The organism is Caballeronia cordobensis (assembly GCF_001544575.2).
Lineage (GTDB): Bacteria > Pseudomonadota > Gammaproteobacteria > Burkholderiales > Burkholderiaceae > Caballeronia > Caballeronia cordobensis.
Window position 1 is genome coordinate 386,089 of the sequence record NZ_FCNY02000007.1, and the last position, 24,254, is coordinate 410,342.

Genomic DNA, 24,254 nt, shown 5'->3' on the forward strand with positions numbered 1-24,254 from the left:
TCGCGTTCGCTCCTCGTCGCCGCCATGCTGGCGACGGCGTTCGCCGCGCCTTGCGCGCTCGCCGGGCCGACGCCCGCGCCCGCCAACGCGTATGCGTACATCGGCTATCCGAACGATGGTCAGACCTTGCCCGCGGGCAAACCGTTCAAGGTCTGGTTCGGGTTGCGTTACATGGGCGTCGCGCCGCGCGGCGTGAAGTTTCCGAACACGGGGCATCATCATCTGCTGATCGATGTGGATTTGCCGCCGATGGATCAGGAGATTCCATCGGACCGCAATCATCTGCACTACGGCGCCGGCGAAACCGAAACGATGCTCGAACTGCCGCCGGGCAAGCACACGATTCAGCTTCTGATGGGCGATGACAAGCACATACCGCATAACCCGCCCGTCTATTCCAGGAAGATCACGATCTACGTCAAGTAGTCGTTCCCGATAGCTTTTTAATCGCGTTTCCAACCCGCGTGTTTTATCGCGGCGGGGACGCGTTTGTCTTCTGCATTTGGCCGCTGTCGCCATGAAACAGACAGCCGCAGCAGGGAGTGTTGGCTCGGCAGCATCACACGAGGTTATCGGCAGCTCGACGATAGAAGCGTTCAACGCCTTATGCAGCAAGGGAAACGCGGAAATCGAAGCGCAGCGTCACGCAATTGGCACGGCTCATGCATTGAATGGCTGCAAGCAGACAAGTTGTTCGAAGCCACCACCGACTGCGCGACGCGCACCCAAGGAGCACCGAAATGAAGACGCTGACCATCAAGGATCTTCCCGTGACCGAAGAGCTCGACAGCCGTGCGATGTCCGCGGTGCGCGGCGGCGCTGCGGTGCTGTTCCCCGGCTTCATTTCGATGGACGGCGTCACGCTGTCGATGCCCTTCAGCCCGCAGCAGTTCATCAATCAGACGCAGACGACGACGAATTCGGTCGGCAGCAACGTCGCGTTCGCGGAAGCGCTCAAGTCGCAATCGAACGTCGCGCCGACGCAAAGCGCGCAGAACATCGCCAACGTCAACTTCGGTCTGGCGGGCAATCTCGCTTAAGGCGAGTCGTGCAAGGAATGAATCATAAGTCGATGCGGTAAAGCATCCATGCAGTCAGCAGTAAAAGCGGGGCGCGGGGAGCTTCGCTATAACACCGCCTGCTTCATGGGCGTCGCGGTTCGAGCGCGGCAGGGGCAGCGCAATCGAACCGCGTCACGAAACGCGCGACGTGCCACAGAGCACGCGCGCGCCACGTGACTTAACCCGTGACTTAACCCGTATGGAGTCCCGGCGCGCCGTGTGATTTACTTGATGTACCGAACGGCCGGCGCCGCGCTTCTCACCCAACATAATCTGACCGTCGGTGCGCGTTCACCGGGAGCGAGATCGTGCAAGCCTTGTTGCCATCGTTGCGCGTCGCCATCGAGCGAAAATGGACCGTATTGCCGGCGCTGGCCGCGGCCGCGCTGCTCGCCGGCTGCATCGACACGAAGGTGCCGACGTATCAGCGCCCCGACACGCCCGAGAAAACATCCTTCTCGAAGATCGATGCGCCCAAGGTCGCTCCCGCCGACACCATCCAGCCGGACTGGTGGAAGCAGTTCCAGGACCCGTATCTCGACTCGCTCGTCGAGAAGGCCATCAGCAGCAACTTCGATATCAAGGTGCTGGCCGCGCGCATTCAGGTGGCGGGCGCGCAGATCGGCGAGGCGCGCGCGGGCGCGTTGCCGTCGATGGATCTCGGCGCGGGCGCGAGCTTCGAGAAGACGACCGGCCAGCAGTTCTCCAAGCAATACAACCTGGCCACGCAGGTTAGCTGGGACATCGACATCTGGGGCACGGTGGAGAAGGGCGTGCAGGCGCAGAAGGCCGAATTCCGCGCGACCGAGGCCGACTGGCGCGCGGGTTATCTCGAACTCGTCGCGCTCGTTTCGACGACGTACTTCCAGATTCTCCAGTTCGATGACCAGATCCAGCAACAGAAGCAGACCATCGCGACCAACCAGCAGATCCTGACGATCTTCGAAGGCATGCAGAAGAACGGTCTCGTGCCGAAGACGCAGGTGTTGACGCAACGCGCGGAACTCAACCGCCTGACGCGCGAGCTGCTCGAACTGCGCCGCGCGCGCGATCTCGCCAACAACGCGCTTTCGACGCTGATCGGCGTGCCCGCCGGCGAATTCAAGATGCCCGACGGCAAGCTGCAAAAGCGCGTGCAGCCGCCGCCGGTGCCGAGCGGGCTGCCGTCGCAATTGCTGGCGCGCCGTCCCGATCTGATCGCGGCCGAATATCGCGTGCTCGAAGCGTATGACCTCGTCGGCCAGGCGAAGCTCGCGCAACTGCCGACCATCAATCTGACCGGACGCGCGGGCTCGGCGAGCTTTCAACTGACCGATCTGCTGAAGATGTTCACCTTGAGCTTCGTGCCCAGCATCAATATTCCGATTCTCGATCCAGCCGTGCGCGCACGCGTGAAGACGACCGAAGCGCAGACCGGCGTCGCGGAACAGCAATACCGCAGCACGGTGATGAATGCGTTCGAGGAAGTGGAGAATGCGCTCGTCAATCTCGACTCGCACATGAAGCAGCGCGTCGAGCTGCAACAGGAAGTCGATCAGTTGAGCGTGGTGGCCGCGCAGATCGACGCGCAACTGAAAGAGGGCGTGATTTCGCAGCTTCAGGTATTCGAGACGGAACGCACGCTGCTCGCCGCGCAACTCGCGCTGCTCGCGAATCATCAGCAGATTCTTTCCGACACCGTGACGCTGTATAAGGCGCTCGGCGGCGGCTGGCCGACGGTGGACGTGCAGGCCGTGAGCAAGGACGGCTTGAAGTGAAGCGCTCCATGAATAGTGACTGCAATCATATGAAGAACTAACGATCGTTTCAAATCGCTATTTCATGGCGCAATGCGCCGGTGCCGCCCGATTGACTACGACGATGCGTGACTTAAACTCTCAACAGCCGCCGGTTCCCAATGACGTCGATGACGGCGCGGTCCAACCTGTCCATGCGCCCGGACTTGCCGGGCGTTCCTCTGACGCGTGCGCGGCAGCGGCTGGACGTACCTCGTGACATGGACATGGCTCAAGGCGCTTCCGTAGCGGAACAACAGCCGAGCGTGGGCGAGGCGTTCGACGTCATTCTGAAGCCCGCCCCGCACCCCGAGCTTGCCCGCGAACTGGCGGACAGGCTCACGGAAATCCGCATCGACGAAAATCTGTTCGCGATCGGGCGTGCGGAAGCGCCGTTCGACACGAGCCCGCCGGAAGCCGTCGCGCAGCTTTCGCGGCGCCATGCGCGCATCTTCATCGAGCACGGGTTCGTCTATATCGCCGATCTCGGCAGCAAGAACGGCACTGCGGTAAACGGCACGCCCGTGCGCGAAACGCCGGCGCGCGTGCGCAGCGGGGACATCATTTCGTTTGGCAACCGGCTCTCGTACCGCACGCAATTCGCGCCGCGCACGCGCCGTCTCGATGCGCCGAGGCCGGTCGGCATCACGCTCACGCCGCAACGCGACGACATCGGTCTGCATCCGATCGAACTCGCGCAGTTTCCGTTTCTCGTCAGCAAGACCGATGACACGTTCGCGCGCTATCGCGAGCAGTATCCGCATCAGGTGAACTACGTGTCGCGGCGGCACGCGCATGTGTTCATCAAGGGCGGCTCGCCTTTCGTCGAGGATCTCGGCAGCACCAACGGCACGTTCGTCAACGGCGAGCGCCTCGGCGCGTCGGCGGTCGAACTGAACAATGGCGATACGCTCGCGTTCGGCGGCACGCACTTCGCGTACAAGGTGCAACTGCACGGCGACGAGGGCGAATCGACGCTCACCGAAATGGTGGCGCAGGCGGCGGCGCCCTCCAGTCACGATCATCGCGACGAACTCGACAGCGACAAGACCACCTTCGTCGGCTCGGCGCATTCGTTCCTCGATATCTTCTGCGTCGATCAGGCCGCGGCGCGCGAGGACGAAGTCAATGAGGAAGCGCAGCCGGCGCCCGCCGAAGAGAAACGGCAGGAGGCGGGGCAGACGAAGCGGCAGGCGAAGCGCGGCAAGTTCGCGCTTTTCGTCGGCGAATTGCGCCGTGCGCTCGCAAGCGACGATCCGCACGCCGCGCGGCGCACGCGCATCATCGGCGCGTGCGTGCTGGCCGTGCTCGTTGCGGGCGGCGCGGCGCTCTTCTATAGCGGCACGCCGGAACGTCAGGCGAAATCGCTCATGGCGAGCGGTGAATTCGGCGAGGCGGCGTCGGTCACGAACGACTATCTGAAGACGCATCCGGGCAGCGCGCAGTTCGCGTCGATAAACACCGAGGCCGTGCTCAAGTCGAACGTGCCGCGCTGGCTCGCGGCCTTGAAAAAGGGCGATTTCGCGAGCGCGGACGCGATCATCGCGCAAATGCGCACGCTCGCCGAGCACAACGCCGACGTGCATTCGCTCATCGACGAACTCGAATGGGTCGGCAAGCTGGAGAGCTTCGTGATGAGCCGCGGCGGCGCCGAAGCGCCGATCCGCATGTATGGCGACGAGCCGCGCATCGGCGCGATTCTGAAGCACTGGGAAGCGGATGCCTCGGGGCATCAGCGCGATCTGGACCGCATCGCGGGCTATGTGCCCGAATTCCGCGATCCGTATGCGCTCGCGCTGAGCCATCTGCGCAAGCTGCAAAGCGACGACTCCGTGTATCTCGCGGCCATCGACCGGCTCGATGCGAGCATCGCCAAGAGTCTCGCTCAGGACGATGCCGATGCGATCGGCGCGACGCTGAAGGAATACGCGGACAAGTATCCGCGCCTCGCGGGCCTCGATCGCGTGCGCGCCGATCTCGACGCGTATACGGTCCTGCGGCGCGGGCTCGCCGGGACGAGCCTCGCGCCGCTCGCGGGCGCGGCGGGCAAGGCCACGTTCTCGACGCCGCCGTTCCAGGAAAAATTCAGGCAGATGAGCGCGGGCCAGTTGCCGCCGCCGGAGGTGCTCGCGCAATACGCGACCGTTGCCGATGCGTGGAATCGCGGCCAGAGCGCGCAGGCCATCGACGCGCTGCAAAAGCTGCCGCAGGGAACGTGGTCGCCGATGGTGCAGAAGGAACTCGCGCACAAGAAGGCCGTGGCCGCGCAGTACGCCGACCTGCAGAAGGCGCGCGGCTCGAAAGGCTATGAAGATGCGCTGCTCTCGTTCTACGAAACGCTCGATCTGGACGCCGATACGTTCTACGCGAAAGCGCTCGCGCCTGAAGTCGCGGCGCTGAAAGACCGCGCGATCGGCCGCGCGCAGAGCTTGATGGCGCAGGCGCAGACGCAGTGGCAGCAGTATCGGACGAACGGCGGCATTGGCGGATCGCAGCGGCTCGAATCGGGCGTCTCGGATACCTTCAGGACGCAGGCGCGGCTTCTGACGGATGCGCAGGATGCGGCGACGCGCGGCATGCGCATCTTCAGGCAAGTGAAGGCGGACAGCGCGACGGCGAAGTGGTCCGCGCTCGCCAGTGAGATCGACACCGAAGCGGACTTGCAGCGGCGTTCGCTGCAGGACCTGCGCATGGTGCTCGAACCGGGGCTTCTCAACACAAAGCTGAGTCTGATCGGCGGAGGCACGAGCAGTGAAGCGAGACGGACACCTTAAGCCGCTGTCGGAGGCGCTCGGAGAGCACGGCGCCGAAGGCATCGCAATACTCACCGCCGAGCCGGCCAGGGTCACGCAGGGGCTCGTCGTCGCCATGGTCGCGCTGGTCGCGTCCGCGCTCGTGTGGTCGTTCGTCGGTCATGCCGACGTGATGGTCACGGCGCAAGGCACGCTCGCGCCGGAATCCGAAGTGCGGCGCTTCTATGCGCCGATCGACGGCGAGCTCGCGGATCTCTTCATCGCCGAAGGGCAGCCCGTGCGCAAGGACGATGTGGTCGCGCGGCTCAATGCGCGCGGCGCGATCGAGGCGGCGACCAACGCGCTCGAAGCGCAATTGAAGCTCGACGACGCCGAGCGCGAGTGGAAGCAGTTCCCCGAGAAAAAGCTCCTGATGGAGCGCAGGATCGCCGCGCTCAAGGATCAGATGGATGTGGAGGAGCATCAGCATCAGCAGCGCGTGTCCGAAGGCACCAGCAAGCTCGCGGAAGGCCAGAAGGCGCAGTTGCAGGAAGCGCGCAGCACGCTGGAAAACGCGCGCCGCGCACGCGATGCGGCGAAGGTCGAACTCGACCGCTTCCAGCGCCTGCTTGCGCTGCCGGGCGGCGGCGGCATCGCGGAAGCGCAGGTCGATCAGAAGCGCAATGCGTATCTGGAAGCGGACGGCGCGTATCGCGTCGAGCAATCGCGGCTCGCGGAACTGGACTTTCGTCTGAGCCACGATTTCACGCAGGCCAAGCGCCAGCTCGAAACGAGCGGTCAGGAAGCGACCAGTCTGCGCCTGCAATACGAAGCCGCGATGCGCGAAGTGGCGAGCACCGAAGACAAGCTGCGCCTTCAACTGCAGACGGCGCGTCTCGTCGCGGATGCCGCCGCGCGCATCAAGTTCGAGAACATCGACAAGGACAATTTCCTGCTGATTCTCGCGCCCGTTTCGGGCGTGGTCACGGACGTGACATCGACGCAGCCCGGCGACAAGATTCAGGCGAACACGCCGCTCGGCGGCATCGCGCCGGCCAATGCGAAGCCCGTGCTCAAGATCGAGATCGCCGAGCACGACCGGGCGTTCCTGCGCGAAGGGCAGCGCGTGAAGCTCAAGTTCAACGCGTTTCCGTATCAGCGTTATGGCGTGATCGACGGCACGCTCGCGTTCATATCGCCCGCGACCAAGCCGAGCCCGACCTCCAAGCAGCCGGTGTATGAAGGACGCGTGACGCTCGATCGCGATTTCTATCAGGTGGCGGACACGAAGTATCCGCTGCGTTACGGCATGACGGCGAGCGCCGAGATTGTCGTGCGTGAGCGGCGCCTGATCGATCTCGGGCTCGACCCGTTCCGCAATCTGGCGGGATAAGGAGGGAGGGTTACGTACCCGCCCAAACGCGAAGATGATGCGCAATTCAACCTAGAACCGAACGGAGAACGACATGACGGCGATTGTGCGTATCGACGACGAAGTGGTCGATGTCGGCGAATTCATCAGGTTATTGAAATTGAACGGACAGTTCGATGGTCTCATCGAGCAGCTCGTGCGCGACAAGCTCACGGTGCGCGCGGCGAAGAAATCCGGCGTCGCCGTGAGCGATGACGAAATCCAGAATCGAGCGGATCAGTTCCGCCGCATTCGCGGCCTGCATCGCGCGGCGGACATGAACAATTACCTCGATGCGCTGCACGTGAGCCTCGACGAGTTCGAGGTCTTCATCACCGACACGCTCTATCACGAGAAGATGCTCGACCGGGTGGGCACGCAGCGCGAGGTCGAGGAATATTTCCAGCTCAATTCGCCGCGGTTCGACAGCATCGAAGTGAGCCACATCCTGCTCGATACCGAGGGCAGCGCGAAGGAAATGATCTCGTATCTCAACGACGATCCCGACAGCTTCGCCGAGATGGCGCGCGAGCATTCGCTGGCCGACACGCGCGACCAGGGCGGCGTGATCGGCCGCGTGATGCGCGGGCAGATGAAGCCCGAAGTCGAGGCCAAGGTGTTCAACGCGGAAGTCGGCGACCTGCTCGGGCCGTTCATCTCGGCGGACGGCGCGTCGTATGAAATCTTCGCGGTGACGGCGAAGTATCCCGCCGCGCTCGACGAAGACGTGTCCGCGGAAATCCGCCGCCTGCTGCGCGAGGAATGGATGATGGCGCGCGCGCAGGAGCACGTCATCGAAGCACGCTGATCTCATCGGACACGCGATAAAACATGGACGCTCCATCGAGCCTTGATTCGCCCGCCGACTTCCTTGCGTCGGTCGAGATTCTTTCGCCGTTCACGCGCGAGGAAATCGAGCATCTGGCGGCGCACACCGAGTCGCGGCGCTTCGGCTTCGGCGAAACCGTGTGCAATGTGGGCGATGCGGCCGCCGGGCTCTATATCGTGAAGGCGGGCTCCGTGCGCATCTTCACCGAGGAGCACGGCAAGGAAATCAGCATGGGGGTGAAGAAGGAGCGCGAGACCTTCGCGGATATCGCGATGCTGCGCGACTACCGCCATGAGTCGTCGGTGCGCTCCTCGGGCAAGACGGAACTGCTGTATATCCCGCGTACCGCGATCGATCCTGTGATCGAGAAGAATCCCGCGGCGCTCGCGTTCGTCACGAGCTATGTCGCGATCAATTCGGCGGGCGGTTTCGTCGCCAAGCTCTTCGATCTGCGCGGCAAGCTCGATCGCGCCGAACTCGAAGAGTGCGTGCGCAGCGTGGGCGTGAAGCGTGTCGGCGAAGGCAAGGAGATTCTCAAGCAGGATTCGCGCGACGACCGGCGTCTTTATGTCGTGCGTCAGGGGGAAGTGCGCATCGTGCGCGAAGAGGGTGGCGCGCAACACGTACTCGCGACGCTCGGCCCCGGCGAGATCTTCGGCGAAAAGGCCTGCGTGATGCGCCAGGAACAGATGGCGTCGGCCATTGCGAGCGTCGATACACGCCTGCTCGTGATTCCCGAGAAGACGGTGCACTTCATCATCGAGCGCAACGTGAAGCTGCGCGAAGTGCTCGAAGAACGCATCCGTTTCACCGAGCGCGAATTGCAGCGGCAAAAGAAGATCGCGGAAAAGCGCAAGCTGCCCGCCATGCTCGATCTGCACACGAAGCCCGAACTGGGCGAGCGCGTGATCAAGCGCTTCGCGTGGGTGGAGCAGGCCGAAGAGATGGATTGCGGCGCGGCCTGCCTCGCGATGATCTGCCGGCACTACGGCATCAACATGACGCTCGGCAAGCTGCGCGAGCTCGCCAACGTGACGACATCGGGCGCGACGCTCGATTCGCTTGCGCGCGCGGGCGAATCGCTCGGCTTCACGACGCGCGGCGTGCAATGCACGTTCGAATCGCTGCGCGGCTTCGAGATGCCGTTCATCGCGCACTGGGAGGGCTACCACTACATCATCATCTACGGTATTTCGAGCGAGAACGTCTGGGTCGCGGACCCGGCGATCGGCTTCAAGAAGATGACCGTCGGCGAATTCGAGCGCGGCTGGAGCGGCACCTGCCTGCTTTTCACGCCCGGCCAGGATCTCGCCCAGCAAGCCGTGTCGCGCTCGCCGTGGCTGCGCTTCGTCGGCTATCTGAAGCCGTACAAGAAGATCCTGCTGCATCTTTTTCTCGCGACCTTCGTGATTCAGGTGCTGGGCGTGATTCCGCCGCTCATCATCCAGAACATTCTCGACGGCGTGATCGTGCATCAGAACATCAGCCTGTTGCATGTGCTGATCGGCGGGCTCGTCATCGCGAGTCTCTTCACGCAACTGATGACCACCATACGCGCGTATCTCGCGAACTTCATGGTCCGCAACATGGACTTCGCGATGATGTCGCAGTTCTTCAAGCACACGTTCTCGCTGCCGTTCGGCTTCTTCGCGAAGCGCAAGACCGGCGACGTCTTCGCGCGCTTTCAGGAGAATCACACGATCCGCGCGTTTCTCACGGAATCGACGGTGTCGACCGTGCTGAACCTGCTGATGATCTTCATCTACTTCACGATCATGTTCCTCTACAACGTGAAGCTCACGTTGTTGCTCATCGCATTCGTGATCCCGATGATGGCGCTGACCGTGCTCGCGACGCCGCGCATCAAGCACAACGCGCGCGAGACCTTCAACGCGGGAACGGATGCGCGTTCCTATCTGATGGAAGCGCTCGGCGGCGTGGAAACAGTGAAGGGCATGGGCATCGAGCGGGCGGTGCGGCTGAAGTGGGAGAAGAAGTACGCGAAGTCGCTGGAAGTGCAGTACAAGTCGCAGCGCTTCAATATCGCGGTGGGCCTGTGCAGCCAGTTGCTGAACGCGGCGACGACCATCGGCATCTTGTGGGTCGGTGCGAATCTCGTGCTCGCGCGCGAACTCACGATCGGGCAACTGATCGCGTTCAATGCATACATGGGCAGCGTGCTCGCGCCGCTGATGGGCCTCATCAATCTGTGGAGCCTGTTGAACGATGCGGGCGTGGCGATGGAGCGGCTCGGCGACGTGCTCGACATCGAGCCGGAGCAAAAGCCTCAGGACATGCAGCAGCGCGTGATGTTGCCGGACCTGCAGGGCGACATCAGTTTCAAGGGCGTGTACTTCCGTTATGGCGAAGGCGACGCGCCCTATGTGCTCGAAAACATCAGCTTCGATATCAAGCCGGGCGAACTGATTGCGATCGTCGGGCGCAGCGGCTCGGGCAAGACGACGCTCGCGAAACTGCTCGTCGGTTTCTATGCGCCGAGCGAAGGGAAAATGACCGTCGATGGTTACGACATCAACGTCGTCGACAAAGGCTTCTTTCGCGCGCAGATCGGCTATGTGATGCAGAGCAATCTGCTGTTCTCGGGGACGATCGCGGATAACATCGCGAGCGGCGACGAAGCGCCCGACAGGCGGCGCATAGAAGAAGTGGCGAAGATGGCCGATGCGCACGGTTTCATTGCGAAGATGCCGCTCGGTTACGAGCAGGTCGTGGGCGAGCGCGGCGTGGGGCTTTCGGGCGGGCAGATTCAACGGCTATGCATTGCGCGGGCGCTGTATCACGATCCGCGCCTGCTCGTTTTCGACGAAGCCACGTCCGCGCTGGACACGCAATCGGAAAGCAATATTCTCGGCAACATGCAGGAGATTCTGAAAGGGCGCACGGCGGTCATCATCGCGCACCGTCTTTCGACGATCATGCGCGCCGACAAGATTCTCGTGCTGTACGAAGGCGGTATCGTCGAGCAGGGCAAGCACGACGAACTCGTCGCGAGAAAAGGCATGTATTACCAACTCGTGCAAAAGCAACTGAGCGCAGCATGAAAATACTCGACCAACCGGAAAGCGATAGCAGCGCGCCCGCGTCATCGGCGATTTCGTATGCGGGGCTCATCGAAAAGATCGAGATTTTGCGCTCGACGCTTCGATGGACCTCGCGGCTGGAGCGGCCCGAAATCGAAAAACTGCTGCGGCAGGCGAGCACCTTGCGCGACGAAGTCATGCAGCTTTCGCACAAAGAGCGCTTCGTGCAGGCGGCCGCCGCCGAGCCGAAGCGTGAATTGTCGGCGGGCGCACGGCGTCAGGCGCTGATCGAACGCAGCTTCGTGTTCGAAGGCACGTTCGGCGATAACCCGAAGCTGCTCGAAGCGCTGGAAATAGCGGAAAAAGCTGCGCCGACGGATCTGCCCGTGTTGATCGACGGCGAAAGCGGCACCGGCAAGGAACTGATGGCGAAGGTCATTCACGCGAACGGCTCGCGCGCGGACAAACCGTATATATCGGTCAACTGCGGCGCGATTCCGGAAAATCTGCTGGAGTCCGAACTATTCGGGCATCGCAAGGGCGCGTTCACGGGCGCGACCAACGATCGCAAGGGCAAGTTCGAAAGCGCGCACACGGGCACGATCTTTCTCGATGAAATCGGCGAGTTGCCATTGTCGGGGCAAGTCAAGCTGCTGCGCGTGCTGGAATCGCACGAGATTCAGCGCGTCGGTTCCGACGAGCCGATCGCGGTCGATACGCGCATCGTCGCGGCGACGAATCGCAACCTGCGCAAGTTCTGCGACGAAGGTCGCTTTCGCGAGGACCTGTTTTACCGGCTGAGCGTGATTCATCTGACGCTGCCCGCGTTGCGCGAACGGCGCGACGAGATTTCGCTGCTGCTCGCCTATTTCGGCGACGAGGCGGCGGCGACGTTGAAGCGTCGGCCGGTGAAGCTGTCGCCGAGGCTGCGCGATTTCCTGCGCAACTACGACTATCCCGGCAATATCCGCGAGTTGCGCAACGTGGTGTACCGGCTCGCGTGCCTTGCGGGCGATATGGCCGACATCGATCATCTGCCGGTGGATATCCGGCCGAAGTCATCGTTGTCGCTGGCGATGGGCGGGCCGGCTGCGAGCGGCAACGGCATTGCGACGGCGAGTTCGCTCGCGGAAGCGAAACGCGTGGCGAGCGACGAGGCCGAGCGCGCGTTCCTCGAGCGCGGATTGCAGGAGACCGGCGGCACGGTCGCCGAGCTTGCGCGGCGGTATGAGATGAACCGGTCGCATCTGCAGATGCTCTTGAAGAAGCATGGGCTGCATTCGAAGGAGTTTCGGGCGGCGGCGCAGAAGAATCGGGAGGCGGGGGGCTAGCACGCCTTCAAATAGACGGATTCACCTGCGTCTTATCACTCGCCATCAAATCCTCCGCATGCGCGACCACAACCGAAATGTTGTCGCGCCCGCCGCGTGCGAGCGCGATCTCCAGAAGCCGCTGCGCCGCCGCTTCGCAGTTGCCCGGCGCGAGTTCGCTCGCCATCTCCGCTTCGCTGACCTCGTTCGACAAACCGTCGCTGCATAGCAGGAACGTATCGCCGTCGTTCAAGGTGAGCGTGTTTTCGTCGAGTTCGAGTACGTCGAGTGCGCCGACCGCTCGCGTGATCAGATGCTGCGCGGGATGATGCAGCGCTTCCTCGGCCGTCAACTGACCGCGCGCCTTCAGTTCCTCGACGTGACTGTGATCGCGCGTGAGCTGCACCAGCCGGCCCTGCCTGAACAGATAGATGCGGCTGTCGCCTGCCCAGAGATAAGCGCACGCGCCGTCGCGCGCCGCGAGCAGCACCACCGTGCTGCCGATGCGCGATACCTGACGGCGCGCCGCTTCCACGCGCAAGCGCTCGTTCACGTCGAGCAGCCGCGTGCGGGCATCGGCGACGACGCTCGCGAGGCCGTTCGCGCCCGCCGCCTTCGCCAGGCTCTCGATCACCATGCGGCTCGCCAGATCGCCGACCGCGTGCCCGCCCATGCCGTCCGCGACGGCCCACAAGCCGCGCTCGGGTGCATCGAGCAGTGCGTCTTCATTGATCTGCCGCACGCAGCCGGTATCGGTGCGGGCGGCGGACGTCCAGCGGAATTCGGTGCTGAAGGTCATGGCAACCTCCGGAATTTCGGGTGGCGCGGCGTCGGACGGCTCGCGCCGAGGGTCCTGCTCATTGTGACCCAAGCCGCGCCTGAAACGAATCTTGATCTGCACGGCATCAACCCGCGCGATTGCCCGCCACCGAATTCGGATTGACGGTGAGCGTCGCGCCGTTCCCCGTGTTGCTGACCGCGACGCTCTGGAATTGATTGACCATCTGGCCGACCGTGATGTTGTTGTTCGTGATGTTGTTGGTGACCTGATAGATGTTGTTGGTGACATCGATGAGCGTCACCGCCGACGCACCACCGCCGCCGCCCGACGGACGCTCGACGAACGGCACGATCCAGCCGAACACCCACGGCGCGCCGCCTCCACCGCCGATGGCCGACATCGCCGCATGATCCAGCTCGCGGTCGTACTGAAGATCGCTGATGGTGAGGGCGCACATGTTGTTTCTCCGTAAGGGCCTGTGAGCAGGACGCCCGCATTCAACGCAAGGCCCGTGCCGACACGCCCGTCCATTCCGGACTTTTCGGCGTATCGCCGTCTGCGTGGGGTCGTGGCGGCTTTGCGCGACCCGCGCTTCAGAACGCCTCGCTTCGCATCAGTTGGATGACCGCCAACAGGCGATGTTGGCGCAGCGAAGACGAACCAACACTTCGGCGATCGAACGGCCGCGCGCTTTTAGCGGCCCGTCCGGCCATGATTTCGATGCCTCCATTTCTGACGCTCTGAACCCGACAAACACCGCCGAAATCTGTTGGCTTAACAAAAACACAACGGCACGGCGGAATGCTCTCGATCGGCGCTAAATGTATATAAATCAATGGCTTAACAAACCTGGCAAGGAAGATGCAAATGACATGGCAACCCGGCGCCAAACAAACACCTGGCGCCCAGCAGAGAAAAATCGGAGCCAGCCATGTCAACCAACCAACAATCCGGACTGATCGACCAGCAACCCGCTTGCGGTTTCTCGCTCGACAACGAACCGGCGCTCGGCACCGAACTCGTGACGCGCCGCTCGGGCTACGAACACCACGGCGTCTATGCCGGCAACGGCATGGTCATCCACTACGCGGGCTTCGCAAAGTCGCTGCATCGCGGCCCGGTGGAAGAAGTCACTGTCGAACAGTTCGCCGCCGGTCATGAAGTCACGATCCGTCAGAACCCGGCCGCGAAGTTCGTCGGCATGGAAGCGGTGCGCCGCGCGCGCAGCCGCCTCGGCGAAGACAACTATCACCTGCTGACCAACAACTGCGAGCACTTCGTCACGTGGTGCCTCGACGGCCGCGCACGCAGCCGTCAAGTGCAAGCCTGCTTCGTCCACCCGAGCGCCGCGGTTCGCGCCGTGACGGGCCTGTTTCGCGCCTATGTCGCCGCCGAACGCCGCCGCCGCATGAACGCGGCGCTCGCAGCCTGAACCTCAAGCCTAGCCGTCCATTCAGATCCGATCGCGAGGAGACCATCATGCAAACCACCGAAAACTCGTTGCACTGGGCCGTCGACAAATGGCTCGCCCCGACGCCGGCGCATCCGGCACGCGTCGTGCGTCTGTGCCGTTCGCACGTGACCGGCGCGCGCTATGTCTGCATCGAGGCGCAGCATCCGGGCGGCCCTCTCGCGATTATCTTCTTCCGCCACGACGACGGCACCTGGAACGTGTTTCCGCCGCAGGCAAAGCGCCCGTCGATGAGCGCGGAGCGCCTTGCCGCCTGAACGGTCACGATTTGACGGCGATCGGCCGGGGCGCGTCGGGCTCCCCGGCTTTGACACGGCAATCCCGCTGCCGCTAATCTAGCTGGACCATCGCGGCGGTTCGATGCAGTCGCCGGGTCGCACGGATACGGCAGGTCGTGGTAGTTTTGCGTCCGTGAACCAGATCGACCATTTTCGAGGTATTGCCGATGACCCAGCCCGACTCCTCTTCCCCCGCCCGCGCGATGCCCGATCCGAACGTCGGCGACAATCCGCTCGGCATCGCGGGGCTGGAGTTCGTCGAGTTTTCGAGTCCCGATCCCGAAGGGCTCGCCTCGCTGTTCGGCACGCTCGGTTTCGTGCCGGTCGCCCGGCACGTCAGCAAGGCGGTGACGCTGTTCCGGCAGGGCAGCATGAATTTTCTCCTCAACGCCGAACCGGATTCGTTCGCGTCGCGCTTCGCCGAATCGCATGGCGTGGGGATCGCCGCGATCGGCATTCGCGTGCTCGATGCGCAGATCGCCCATGAGCGCGCGCTCGAATACGGCGCATGGGATTTCGAGGGCGAGAAGATCGGCCCGAACGAGCTTGCGATTCCGGCGATCCAGGGCATCGGCGATTCGCATATCTATTTCGTCGATCACTGGCCGGGCAAGAACAGCGGCGAGACGTCGATCTACGACATCGACTTCCGGCCGATTCCGGGCGCGAGCGAAGACGCACAGAGCGCCGGCCTGCTCGAAGTGGATCACTTCACGCAGACGGTCGGCGCGGGCCGCATTCAGGAATGGCTCGATTTCTACCGCGAAGTGCTGCACTTCTCGGAGATTCATCAGGTGCATCCGGACTGGCACGTCTCGCAGGACTCGGCCGTGACGCTGTCGCCGTGCGGCTCGATTCGCATTCCGGTGTACGAGGAAGGCACGTATCGCACGGACCTGATGCAACAGTATCTTCCCGATCATGCGGGCGAAGGCGTGCAGCATATCGCACTGGCATCGGCGGATATCTTCGCTTCCGTCGATGCCTTGCTCGCGCGCGGCGTGCGCTTTTTGCAGCCGCCGCCGCGCTATTACGACGAGATCGACGAGCGCCTGCCGGGGCACGGGCTCGATACGAACGCGCTGCGCGCACGCGGCATTCTCGTCGATGGCGAGATTCTCGCCGACGGCGCGCCGCAGCTTTTCCTGCAAACCTTCGTCGAGCGCAAGCCCGGCGACATGTTCTTCGAGATCGTCGAGCGCCGCGGGCATCACGGTTTCGGCGAGGGCAATCTCGCGGCGATCGCGAAGGCGCGCGGCTGACTATGCGCGCCTTCGCGCACGGCTTCATTGCACGACGACCGTGCCCGTCATGTGCGGATGCAGCGAGCAAAAGTACTTGTACGTGCCGGGCTTGTCGAACACATGTGAATAGCTCTCGCCGTTGTCGAGGGGATCGGACTTGAAGCTCTTGCCCTCATCGGCGATGGTGTGCAGCATGTCGTCGTGATTCACCCACGTCACCTTCGTGCCGGCCGGCACGGTGATCGTCGCCTGGTTGAACGCGAAGTTGTCGATGGACACCGTCGGCGCGTTGACCGCCGCGATCTGCTGCGCGGGTTCCTGCGCGCAGGCCGCCGGTATCGCCGCGCTGATGACGCCTTTCACGACGAGCGCAAACGCGGCCTTGCGCAGGAATTTGCCGGCGAGCGGGCGCAGAGTGTCGGGCGAGAGGTAGCTTGCGATCATCATGATTGCCCCGCTGCGAGCGACATGTCCGTGACCGCCAGATACTCGCGCCCCGCGACGTGCGTGACTTCGCGCAAGCCGAGCATGGTGCGCAATTGCTCCGACGGCACTTTCATCGGTCCGGGCCCGGATGCCGCGCCGGGCGCGGGCTGCGGAAACGCCGTGGACATCGCCGAATAGAAACGCATCTCCCCCTCCACTTTTTGCGCCACCTGATGGACGTGGCCGTTCAGAACCGTCACCGAGCCGAAGCGCTTGAGCAGCGCGAGCGCCTGCGTGCTGTCGTCGGTGCCCCAGCCCCACTGCGGATACAGCGCCCACAGCGGGATGTGCGCGAACACCACGATCGGCGTGCTGCTCGATTTGCCTTGCAGGTCGGCCTTGAGCCAGGCGAGTTGCGCATCGCCGAGAAAGCCGAGGCCGCCGCCTTTGAGATCGATCACGTTGGTGAGGCCGATGAAATGCACGCCGCCCTGATCGAAGCTGTACCAGTGCCGGGTGCTGCCTTTGCCGTATTGGCCGGAAAAGCGTTCGAAGAACGCGTTGCCTTCTTCGACGAGCACGTCGTGTTCGCCCGGCACGTAATGCACGTCCATGCCCGCCTTGTCGATGATCTGCGTCGCGGTGTCGAACTGCGCGGGCTTGGACAGATGCGTGATGTCGCCGGTGTGGATCATGAAGGCGGGGCGCTTTTTCATGGCGCTCACGCGGTTGACGGCTTCTTCGAGCGTGCTCGCCGGTTCGGTGTTGGGATCCTTGTTGAAGCCGATATGGCTGTCGCTGATCTGCACGAAGCTGAACGAACTGGTCTTCTCGGCCGCTTCCGCCGATGAAATCAGCCGCGAAACGGGCACGCCGCCGCTCACGGTCCAGATCACGCCCGCGCCGGCCCAGGCCATGCAGGAGAGTGCGGTGCGGCGGCGCTGGCCGTGCGCGTCGAGTTCGTCGCGTTCCTGCTCCGGCGGCAGGAAGGTGGGATCGGGTTTCATGGCAGTTCCTCTGATGTTGGCGGCCGCGGTTCTTGTCGTTCGAATCGGTAAATTCACGCGCATGGCGGCTCGATGCATGGGCGCAAGGCCGGCGGCTTTGCCTCGGTGAGCGAGGCCGCAGCGGCTTGTGTCCATCGAACCGGCGATGACGGCGGGTTATTCCCGCGATATTTTTTCGATCCGTCGACGTACGCGGGAATAAAGCGGATGCGCCGGGAGTATCGGAGGGGAAGGCGCGCAAAGCCGGCATGCGGCGGCGCCCGAACGATGATTCCTGAACGTGGTTGTCGAAAGGAGACCCGCGCGATGTGGCAGAGCAGGTCGAAACAAGACAAGTCCGGGCGCGGCGGCAAGTCGGACGCCGGGGCGGCCCACGCGCGCTTCGAGGCGGCCGTCATGCCGCATCTGGACGCCGCGTACAACCTCGCGCGCTGGCTCTCGGGCAGCGCGAACGACGCCGACGATGTCGTGCAGGAAGCCTATCTGCGCGCTTTCCGTTTCTTCGGCGGATTCGAGGGCGGCGAGGACGCGAACGCGCGTGCGTGGCTGCTCGCGATCGTGCGCAATACGTGGTTCACCGAGTGGCGGCGGCGCGTGCAACTCGCGGACGCGACGCCCTACGACGAGGAACTCGGCGGCGACGAAGCCTTGCCGGGCTGGTCGGAGGAAGGCGCGGTCGATCCCGAAACGCTGGCCGTGCGCCGCGACGAGGTTCATCTGGTGCATCGCGCGCTGGAGGCGCTGCCGATCGCCTTTCGCGAGGTGCTGGTGTTACGTGAACTGGAAGACATGAGCTACAAGGAAGTGGCGTCCGTGACCGGCGTGCCGATCGGCACGGTGATGTCGCGGCTCGCGCGCGGCCGCAAGATGCTGGCGGGGGCGGTGCGCGCGGCGCAGAACGGACAGGACAAGCCGAACGTGCGGCTCGTGCGCCGCGCGGGACCGGGACATGCAGAGGAGTCGGGAAATGGAAAATAACGACACCGCCTCGCTCGATACGAGGCTCACCGATGGCTCGCTCTATCAGCGCGCGCCCGTGCATTTGCGGGCGCAAGTGCTGGCGCGCGTGCGGGAGCAAGCCGAAGAGGACGCGCGCAGGTCCGAGCCGGCGCGGCGTGCCCGGCGTGGCTGGAGCAATCCGTTCGCGGCGCCCTTGCCGTTCTTCGGCGGTGCGTTCGCGGGCGCGACGCTTTCCGCGCTCGTGCTCGGCACGATGCTGTGGTTCCAGGCGGCGCCGCTCGTGTCGCCGGGATCGGGCGGCTCGCCGATCGCGCAGGAAATCGTGTCGAGCCATGTGCGCGCGCTGATGTCGGATCGCCCGATCGACGTGCTGTCGAGCGACAAGCACACCGTGAAGCCGTGGTTCAACGGCCGCATCGACTACGCGCCGCCGGTGATCGACCCGGCCGGGCCGGGATTCGCGCTCGTCGGCGGGCGGCTGGACTACATCGATCATCGGCCGGTGGCGGTCGTGGTGTATCGCTACCTGAAGCATCCGATCGACGTGTATGTGTTTCCCGAACGCCGAGGCGATGCGAAGACGGAACCGGTGGTCACTCAGTCCGACGACGGCTATGCGCTCGCGCGCTGGAATCACGACGGCATGACGTTCTGGGCCGTCACCGATGCGTCGGGCGCGGTATTGCGTCAGTTCGCACACGCGATCGAGACGGGCGCGCCGCGCTAGAAAAGAGTTCGTGGAGTGCGCAAGGTTGCGCGCGGCCGTCCTCCGGGGGATAGCCGCGCGCTTTTTTTTCGCGCCTGGCGTCCGACGTGCGCTAACGCTCGTGCTCTTCGGGTATGTCCGAATATGGTCATATCCTTACATTTTTCTAAACTCGCTCAACCTATGTAATCGATAACGCACGGTGCGCTTAAAAAGCAGTGCCGGCATTTAGCCACGTTGCATGGGCTGTCAAATAACGATTAACGATTCAAAGCGACGGAGACACACATGGGTATGCAGATGAAGCTCATCGCGAGCGCGCTCGCGTTCGGCGTTTTTTCGTTGGCGCACGCGGCGGATCCGATCAAGATCGGCGTCGATGGTCCGTTCACGGGCGGTTCGTCTTCCATGGGTGTCAGCATGCGCGACGGCGTGCGTCTCGCCACGGCCGAAATCAACAAGTCGGGCGGCGTGCTTGGCCGTCAGATCGTGCTCGTCGAGCGCGATGACGAAGCGAAGAACGAGCGCGGCGTGCAGATCGCGCAGGAGCTCATCAACAAGGAGAAGGTCGTCGCGGTCGTCGGTTATATCAACACCGGCGTGGCGCTTGCGTCGCAGCGCTTTTTCCAGGAAGCGAAGATTCCCGTGTTCAACAACGTCGCGACCGGCACGGTGGTGACGAAGCAATTCGACGATCAGCCGGATAACTACGTGTTCCGCAATTCGGCCGCCGACCGCATTCAGGCGCCGATGATCGTCGAAGAAGCCATCACGAAGCGCGGCTTCAAGAAAGTCGCGATTCTTGCCGATTCGACCAACTACGGCCAGCTCGGGCGCGAAGATCTGGAGAAGGCCTTGTCTGCGAAGGGCGTGAAGCCCGTTGCGGTCGAGAAGTTCAACATCAAGGACGTCGACATGACGGCCCAGTTGCTGAAGGCGAAGGAAGCGGGCGCGGAAGCCGTGCTGACGTATGGCATTGGGCCGGAGCTCGCGCAGATTGCGAACGGCATGGCCAAGCTCGGCTGGAAGGTGCCGCTGATCGGATCGTGGACGCTGTCGATGGCGAACTACATCGACAATGCGGGCGCGAACGGCGAAGGCGCGCGCATGCCGCAGACTTTCATTCAGGAGGCGAACACGCCGAAGCGCAAGGCATTTATCGATGCGTATCTGAAGGAGTTCAAGCCGAAGAACGATCGCATCGATTCGCCGGTGTCGGCGGCGCAGGGTTATGACTCGATCTATCTGCTTGCTGCGGCGATCAAGCAGGCTGGCACGACCGAAGGCCCGAAGGTCAAGGCGGCGCTCGAGAATTTGAACGGCAAGGTGGAAGGCGTGGTGATGGTCTATGACAAGCCTTTTACGAAGGCCGATCACGAAGCTATTACGCCGAATGTGCCGGTTATCGGCGAGGTGAAGAGCGGGCGGGTGATCTTTGCGTATGACGCCGATAAGAAGGGCGGCGGGACGTTGCGCACGAAGCAGACTACTGCTTCTAATTGATTTTTTTTCGACTGATCCCGTTTTCGTGTTGGTCTATTAGCGCTGCCCCTGTGCGGGGCGGCACCTACTTTCTTTGCTGCTGCAAAGAAAGTAGGCAAAGAAAGCAGCTCGTTCAGGCCCGCGGTCACACGCAGTTTGACCATGCTTGCCAGCCCACAGTGGCACTCGCCTAAAGAGTGCCCTCGTAGGCCCAATCGGGCGTGGATCGCGCACGGTCTGACAAGCCATAACCTTAAACGCGCTGGTTCAGCACGAAATAGCTTCGGCACAGCGCTACGCGCTGCCGCCGGGTATGCAAGGAAAACCCATCGGCCGCGAAGCGGGCCGGAGCTTGAAATGGCTGCACCAGTTCGCTAAGCGGCGCGAAGCGACGGATCGTGCGCGATCCAAGCCCGGTTGGGCCTATGGGGGCACTCTTTAGGCGAGGACCGTTCCCGGAGGAGAAGAGTGGCCAACGTGCGTGTGACCGCGGGCGGTGACAAAGCTGCTTTCTTTGGTGACTTTCTTTGCAGCAGCAAAGAAAGTTACCCCCGCCCCGGGGAGGGGCAGTGCAAATAGACCGACAAGAATTCAGGATTTCACAGAAGCACAAGGCACCCCCAACCCAGCCACCCAGAAAGCCCCCGATGATTCTCCTTCAACTCATCTACAGCGGCGTCGCCCTCGGCATGATCTACGCCGTGATCGCGTTCGGCTATCAACTCACCTTCGCCACATCGGGAACGCTGAACTTCGGACAAGGCGATGCGCTGATGCTCGGTGCGCTCGTCGGTCTCACGCTCGTGTCGGCAGGCGTCAACTACTGGCTGATGATCCCGCTCGTCTGTCTCTTCGGGCTCGTGCAGGGCTCGTTCGTCGAGCGCATCGGGGTGCGGCCCGCCATCAAGATCAAGTCGGAGTTCGGCTGGATCATGTCGACGATCGCGCTCGGCATCATCTTCAAGAACGTCGCGGAAAACGTCTGGGGCCGCGACGATCTGCGCTTTCCGTCGCCCTTGCCCGAAGCGCCGCTCAAGATCTTCGGCGCGAATGTCCTGCCGATGGAACTGCTCGTCATCGGCGGCGCGGTCGTGATGATGCTCGCGGTCGAATTCTTCAACCGCAAGACGATCTTCGGCAAGGCCGTGGTCGCCACCGCGAACGATCGCGATGCGGCCTCGCTGATGGGCATCAACACGGGTCTCGTCATCACGTTCTCGTACGCGCTTTCGTCGCTGACCGCTGCATTTGCAGGGGTTTTGATCGCGCCGCTCACGCTGACCGGCGCGACCATGGGCGCGGTGCTGGGCCTCAAGGCATTCGCCGTGGCGATCATCGGCGGCCTGTCGAGCGGCATGGGCATCATCGTCGGCGGGATGATCCTCGGCATCGCCGAGACGACGACCGGTTTCTATATTTCCACCGGCTATAAAGACGTGCCGGGACTCGTGCTGCTCTTGATCGTGCTTGCGGTCAAACCGGCAGGTCTCTTCGGCAAGACGGCGATCAAGAAAGTCTGAGGCGGCGACGATGAAAGCAAAGAACTGGATCGCGGCGCTGATCGGACTGGCCGCACTGCTTATTTTTCCGGTGGCATCGGGCAATCCGTACTACATCCACCTCGTAGAAACCATCATGATCTACGCGATCCTGTTGTTCGGGCTCGATATCGTGGTGGGCTATACGGGGCAGGTTTCGCTCGGTCACGCCGGCTTGTTCGGCGTGGGCGCGTACACGGCGGGCGTGCTTTTCATGAAGCTCGGCATGCCGTTCTATGTCACCGCGCCGCTTTCGATACTCGTCACCGCGGCGTTCGGCGCGATCCTCGCCTTGCCCGCGCTGCGCGTCTCCGGCCCTTATCTCGCGATGGTGACGCTCGCGTTCGGCACGATCATCCAGATTCTCATCAACGAGATGGATTTTCTGACGAACGGGCCGATGGGCCTCAAGATTCCGAAGCCGATGTTCGCAGGTCACAAGCTCGACGAAGTGGAGTATTACTGGCTCGTCGCGGCGATGCTCGTGGTGTCGCTGATCGTCGTGCATCGCGTGCTGAAGTCGCATCTGGGGCGCGCATTCGAAGCGCTGCGCGACAGCCCGATCGCATCGGACTGCATGGGCGTGTCGGTGTATCGCTACAAGGTGTATGCCTTCGTGATCAGCGCGGGTTTTGCGGGCCTTGCGGGATGCCTCTATTCGTACTCGGAGCAGTACATCTCGCCGAACACGTATAACTTCGAGCTGACGATTCTGTTCCTGCTCGCGATCATCATGGGCGGGCGCAAGACGCGCACCGGCGCAATCATCGGCTCGACGGTCATCGTGCTGTTGCCGAAGCTGCTCGACGACATCGCCAACTTTCGCGTGGTGGCGACGGCGCTGGCGGTGGTCGTCGTGGCGGGCGCGGCGCTCGCGCTCATGCGCAAGACCACGACGCCGCAGCGCGTGGCGGTGCCGATCATCGGCACGGCGGGACTTGCCGCGTTTTCGTTCTGGATCGATGCGTTGACCGACTGGCGGCTCACCATCTTCGGTTTGATGATTCTGCTCGTGGTGTATTACCTGCAGGACGGCATCGTGGGCTTCGTGCGCAAGACATTGAATCTCGGACGCGTGCGCGTGACCAAGGTCGATACCGATGAACTCGCGAGCCACACCCGCCAGGACGATGCGGTTGCGGCGGTCGCCACGGAAGGCGCGGACACGCTCCTGGACGTGCGCGGCGTGCTGATGCAGTTCAGCGGACTGAAGGCATTGAACGACGTGAACCTGACCGTGAAGCGCGGCACGATTCACGGCCTCATCGGTCCGAACGGTTCTGGCAAGAGCACGATGATGAACGTGCTGACGGGCATCTATGTGCCGACCGCGGGCGCGATCGAATACGAAGGGCAGTCGCTTGCGGGGCGTACATCGTCGAAGATTGCGCTATCGGGCATCGCGCGGACCTTTCAGAACGTGCAGCTTTTTGGCGAGATGACGGCGCTCGAGAATGTGCTCGTGGGATTGCATCACACGTTCAAGTCGAATCTCGCGGATGTCGGGGTGATGAGTTCCCGATATCGCCGTGAAGAACGCGCGGCGCGCGAGCGGGCTTTCAATATGCTGCGTTTCGTGGGGCTTGAGAATGTCGCTGGCGAGGAAGCGCGCAATCTGCCTTATGGTAAGCAACGCCTGCTCGAGATTGCGCGTGCGTTGGCGCTCGATCCGCAATTGCTCTTGCTCGATGAGCCTGCGGCGGGGTTGACCGCGCCGGATATTCGCGAGCTTGTCGCGATCATTCGGAAGGTGCGGAATCACGGGATTACCCTCGTGTTGATCGAGCATCATATGGATGTGGTGATGAGCGTGTGTGATGTGGTGTCGGTGCTCGACTTCGGGCAGAAAATCGCTGAAGGGAAGCCTTCCGAGATTCAGGCTAATGAGAAGGTTATTGAGGCTTATTTGGGCGGGCAGACGGCTGAGGCGGTTTGATTTTTTTCGTTTCGTGGAATCCTGTTTTCGTGTCGGTCTATTGGCACTGCCCCTGTGCGGGGCGGCACCTACTTTCTTTGCTGCTGCAAAGAAAGTAGGCAAAGAAAGCAGCTCGTCACGGCCCGCGGTCACACGCAGTTTGACCATGCTTGCCAGCCCACAGTGGCACTCGCCTAAAGAGTGCCCTCGTAGGCCCAATCGGGCTTGGATCGCGCACGGTCTGACAAGCCAGTGCGCGAAGCGCGCTGGTTCAGCACGAAATAGCT

The 24,254-nt window shown here is 62.9% G+C and carries 20 protein-coding genes; 16 read left to right on the top strand and 4 right to left on the bottom strand.

The window, feature by feature from the left end; all coding sequences use genetic code 11:
- Positions 1 to 24: 24 nt before the first annotated feature.
- From AWB70_RS16295 to AWB70_RS16330, 8 genes are all read left to right on the top strand, one after another.
- Positions 25 to 426 (top strand): DUF4399 domain-containing protein, encoded by a 402-nt coding sequence (locus AWB70_RS16295; RefSeq protein ID WP_053569287.1) that lies wholly within the window; start codon positions 25 to 27, stop codon positions 424 to 426.
- A 314-nt stretch (positions 427 to 740) separates the two neighbouring features.
- Positions 741 to 1,040: a hypothetical protein gene (locus tag AWB70_RS16300; RefSeq protein WP_053569205.1), complete on the top strand. Its 300-nt coding sequence runs from the start codon at positions 741 to 743 to the stop codon at positions 1,038 to 1,040.
- Between the two features lie 329 nt (positions 1,041 to 1,369).
- Entirely contained in the window at positions 1,370 to 2,818 is a 1,449-nt protein-coding gene (locus AWB70_RS16305; RefSeq protein ID WP_014250781.1) for an efflux transporter outer membrane subunit, read from the top strand.
- A 245-nt stretch (positions 2,819 to 3,063) separates the two neighbouring features.
- Entirely contained in the window at positions 3,064 to 5,610 is a 2,547-nt protein-coding gene (locus tag AWB70_RS16310; RefSeq protein ID WP_053569288.1) for an FHA domain-containing protein, read from the top strand.
- The gene (locus tag AWB70_RS16315) at positions 5,588 to 6,961 is read left to right on the top strand and encodes a beta-barrel domain-containing protein (protein WP_014250783.1); all 1,374 of its coding nucleotides are present in this window, start codon (positions 5,588 to 5,590) and stop codon (positions 6,959 to 6,961) included. The genes AWB70_RS16310 and AWB70_RS16315 overlap by 23 nt, the downstream gene beginning before the upstream one ends.
- Before the next feature lie 73 nt (positions 6,962 to 7,034).
- Positions 7,035 to 7,787 carry a peptidylprolyl isomerase gene (locus tag AWB70_RS16320; RefSeq protein ID WP_014250784.1) on the top strand — a complete coding sequence of 251 codons (753 nt, stop codon included), beginning with the start codon at positions 7,035 to 7,037 and terminating at the stop codon, positions 7,785 to 7,787.
- A 23-nt stretch (positions 7,788 to 7,810) separates the two neighbouring features.
- Positions 7,811 to 10,870, top strand: a complete 3,060-nt coding sequence (locus tag AWB70_RS16325) for a peptidase domain-containing ABC transporter (protein ID WP_014250785.1) — start codon at positions 7,811 to 7,813, stop codon at positions 10,868 to 10,870.
- On the top strand, positions 10,867 to 12,180 hold the full coding sequence (locus AWB70_RS16330; RefSeq protein WP_014250786.1) for a sigma-54 interaction domain-containing protein: 1,314 nt from the start codon (positions 10,867 to 10,869) through the stop codon (positions 12,178 to 12,180). The genes AWB70_RS16325 and AWB70_RS16330 overlap by 4 nt, the downstream gene beginning before the upstream one ends.
- Positions 12,181 to 12,187: 7 nt before the next feature.
- Here AWB70_RS16330 and AWB70_RS16335 read toward each other — a convergent pair whose 3' ends face one another.
- A complete protein-coding gene (locus tag AWB70_RS16335) occupies positions 12,188 to 12,958 on the bottom strand; it encodes a PP2C family protein-serine/threonine phosphatase (RefSeq protein WP_053569206.1) in 771 nt (256 codons plus the stop codon).
- Between the two features lie 106 nt (positions 12,959 to 13,064).
- Positions 13,065 to 13,397: a hypothetical protein gene (locus AWB70_RS16340; protein WP_045453833.1), complete on the bottom strand. Its 333-nt coding sequence runs from the start codon at positions 13,395 to 13,397 to the stop codon at positions 13,065 to 13,067.
- A 474-nt stretch (positions 13,398 to 13,871) separates the two neighbouring features.
- Between AWB70_RS16340 and AWB70_RS16345 the strand changes: the two genes are divergently transcribed.
- The 3 genes from AWB70_RS16345 (at position 13,872) to AWB70_RS16355 (ending at position 15,951) form a co-directional block, all read left to right on the top strand.
- A complete protein-coding gene (locus tag AWB70_RS16345) occupies positions 13,872 to 14,372 on the top strand; it encodes a lecithin retinol acyltransferase family protein (RefSeq protein ID WP_053569207.1) in 501 nt (166 codons plus the stop codon).
- A gap of 47 nt (positions 14,373 to 14,419) precedes the next feature.
- Complete coding sequence (locus tag AWB70_RS16350; RefSeq protein WP_014250790.1) at positions 14,420 to 14,668, top strand: hypothetical protein; 249 nt, start codon at positions 14,420 to 14,422, stop codon at positions 14,666 to 14,668.
- 188 nt (positions 14,669 to 14,856) lie between these two features.
- Positions 14,857 to 15,951, top strand: a complete 1,095-nt coding sequence (locus AWB70_RS16355) for a 4-hydroxyphenylpyruvate dioxygenase family protein (RefSeq protein ID WP_053569208.1) — start codon at positions 14,857 to 14,859, stop codon at positions 15,949 to 15,951.
- Between the two features lie 24 nt (positions 15,952 to 15,975).
- On the opposite strand, the gene AWB70_RS16360 is transcribed toward AWB70_RS16355, so the two are convergent.
- Both AWB70_RS16360 and AWB70_RS16365 read right to left on the bottom strand, forming a co-directional pair.
- On the bottom strand, positions 15,976 to 16,380 hold the full coding sequence (locus AWB70_RS16360) for a cupredoxin domain-containing protein (RefSeq protein ID WP_014250792.1): 405 nt from the start codon (positions 16,378 to 16,380) through the stop codon (positions 15,976 to 15,978).
- On the bottom strand, positions 16,377 to 17,366 hold the full coding sequence (locus AWB70_RS16365) for a metallophosphoesterase family protein (protein WP_085952652.1): 990 nt from the start codon (positions 17,364 to 17,366) through the stop codon (positions 16,377 to 16,379). The genes AWB70_RS16360 and AWB70_RS16365 overlap by 4 nt, the downstream gene beginning before the upstream one ends.
- Before the next feature lie 306 nt (positions 17,367 to 17,672).
- On the opposite strand from AWB70_RS16365, the gene AWB70_RS16370 reads away from it, so the two are divergent.
- From AWB70_RS16370 to AWB70_RS16390, 5 genes are all read left to right on the top strand, one after another.
- Positions 17,673 to 18,344 (top strand): RNA polymerase sigma factor, encoded by a 672-nt coding sequence (locus AWB70_RS16370; protein ID WP_053569209.1) that lies wholly within the window; start codon positions 17,673 to 17,675, stop codon positions 18,342 to 18,344.
- Positions 18,334 to 19,053, top strand: coding sequence for an anti-sigma factor family protein (locus tag AWB70_RS16375; protein ID WP_053569210.1), 720 nt, complete (start codon positions 18,334 to 18,336; stop codon positions 19,051 to 19,053). The genes AWB70_RS16370 and AWB70_RS16375 overlap by 11 nt, the downstream gene beginning before the upstream one ends.
- A gap of 273 nt (positions 19,054 to 19,326) precedes the next feature.
- Positions 19,327 to 20,535 (top strand): ABC transporter substrate-binding protein, encoded by a 1,209-nt coding sequence (locus tag AWB70_RS16380; protein ID WP_374730242.1) that lies wholly within the window; start codon positions 19,327 to 19,329, stop codon positions 20,533 to 20,535.
- Between the two features lie 626 nt (positions 20,536 to 21,161).
- Positions 21,162 to 22,034 (top strand): branched-chain amino acid ABC transporter permease, encoded by an 873-nt coding sequence (locus tag AWB70_RS16385; RefSeq protein ID WP_053569211.1) that lies wholly within the window; start codon positions 21,162 to 21,164, stop codon positions 22,032 to 22,034.
- A 10-nt stretch (positions 22,035 to 22,044) separates the two neighbouring features.
- The gene (locus AWB70_RS16390; protein WP_053569212.1) at positions 22,045 to 23,988 is read left to right on the top strand and encodes a branched-chain amino acid ABC transporter ATP-binding protein/permease; all 1,944 of its coding nucleotides are present in this window, start codon (positions 22,045 to 22,047) and stop codon (positions 23,986 to 23,988) included.
- Positions 23,989 to 24,254: the final 266 nt, after the last annotated feature.

Coding starts and splice junctions, on each gene's coding strand:
- AWB70_RS16295 (WP_053569287.1), top strand. CDS start 25: ATGCTGGCGACGGCGTTCGCCGCGCCTTGCGCGCTCGCCGGGCCGACG.
- AWB70_RS16300 (WP_053569205.1), top strand. CDS start 741: ATGAAGACGCTGACCATCAAGGATCTTCCCGTGACCGAAGAGCTCGAC.
- AWB70_RS16310 (WP_053569288.1), top strand. CDS start 3,064: ATGGCTCAAGGCGCTTCCGTAGCGGAACAACAGCCGAGCGTGGGCGAG.
- AWB70_RS16320 (WP_014250784.1), top strand. CDS start 7,035: ATGACGGCGATTGTGCGTATCGACGACGAAGTGGTCGATGTCGGCGAA.
- AWB70_RS16325 (WP_014250785.1), top strand. CDS start 7,811: ATGGACGCTCCATCGAGCCTTGATTCGCCCGCCGACTTCCTTGCGTCG.
- AWB70_RS16330 (WP_014250786.1), top strand. CDS start 10,867: ATGAAAATACTCGACCAACCGGAAAGCGATAGCAGCGCGCCCGCGTCA.
- AWB70_RS16335 (WP_053569206.1), bottom strand. CDS start 12,958: ATGACCTTCAGCACCGAATTCCGCTGGACGTCCGCCGCCCGCACCGAT.
- AWB70_RS16340 (WP_045453833.1), bottom strand. CDS start 13,397: ATGTGCGCCCTCACCATCAGCGATCTTCAGTACGACCGCGAGCTGGAT.
- AWB70_RS16345 (WP_053569207.1), top strand. CDS start 13,872: ATGTCAACCAACCAACAATCCGGACTGATCGACCAGCAACCCGCTTGC.
- AWB70_RS16350 (WP_014250790.1), top strand. CDS start 14,420: ATGCAAACCACCGAAAACTCGTTGCACTGGGCCGTCGACAAATGGCTC.
- AWB70_RS16355 (WP_053569208.1), top strand. CDS start 14,857: ATGACCCAGCCCGACTCCTCTTCCCCCGCCCGCGCGATGCCCGATCCG.
- AWB70_RS16360 (WP_014250792.1), bottom strand. CDS start 16,380: ATGATGATCGCAAGCTACCTCTCGCCCGACACTCTGCGCCCGCTCGCC.
- AWB70_RS16365 (WP_085952652.1), bottom strand. CDS start 17,366: ATGAAACCCGATCCCACCTTCCTGCCGCCGGAGCAGGAACGCGACGAA.
- AWB70_RS16370 (WP_053569209.1), top strand. CDS start 17,673: ATGTGGCAGAGCAGGTCGAAACAAGACAAGTCCGGGCGCGGCGGCAAG.
- AWB70_RS16375 (WP_053569210.1), top strand. CDS start 18,334: ATGGAAAATAACGACACCGCCTCGCTCGATACGAGGCTCACCGATGGC.
- AWB70_RS16380 (WP_374730242.1), top strand. CDS start 19,327: ATGCAGATGAAGCTCATCGCGAGCGCGCTCGCGTTCGGCGTTTTTTCG.
- AWB70_RS16385 (WP_053569211.1), top strand. CDS start 21,162: ATGATTCTCCTTCAACTCATCTACAGCGGCGTCGCCCTCGGCATGATC.
- AWB70_RS16390 (WP_053569212.1), top strand. CDS start 22,045: ATGAAAGCAAAGAACTGGATCGCGGCGCTGATCGGACTGGCCGCACTG.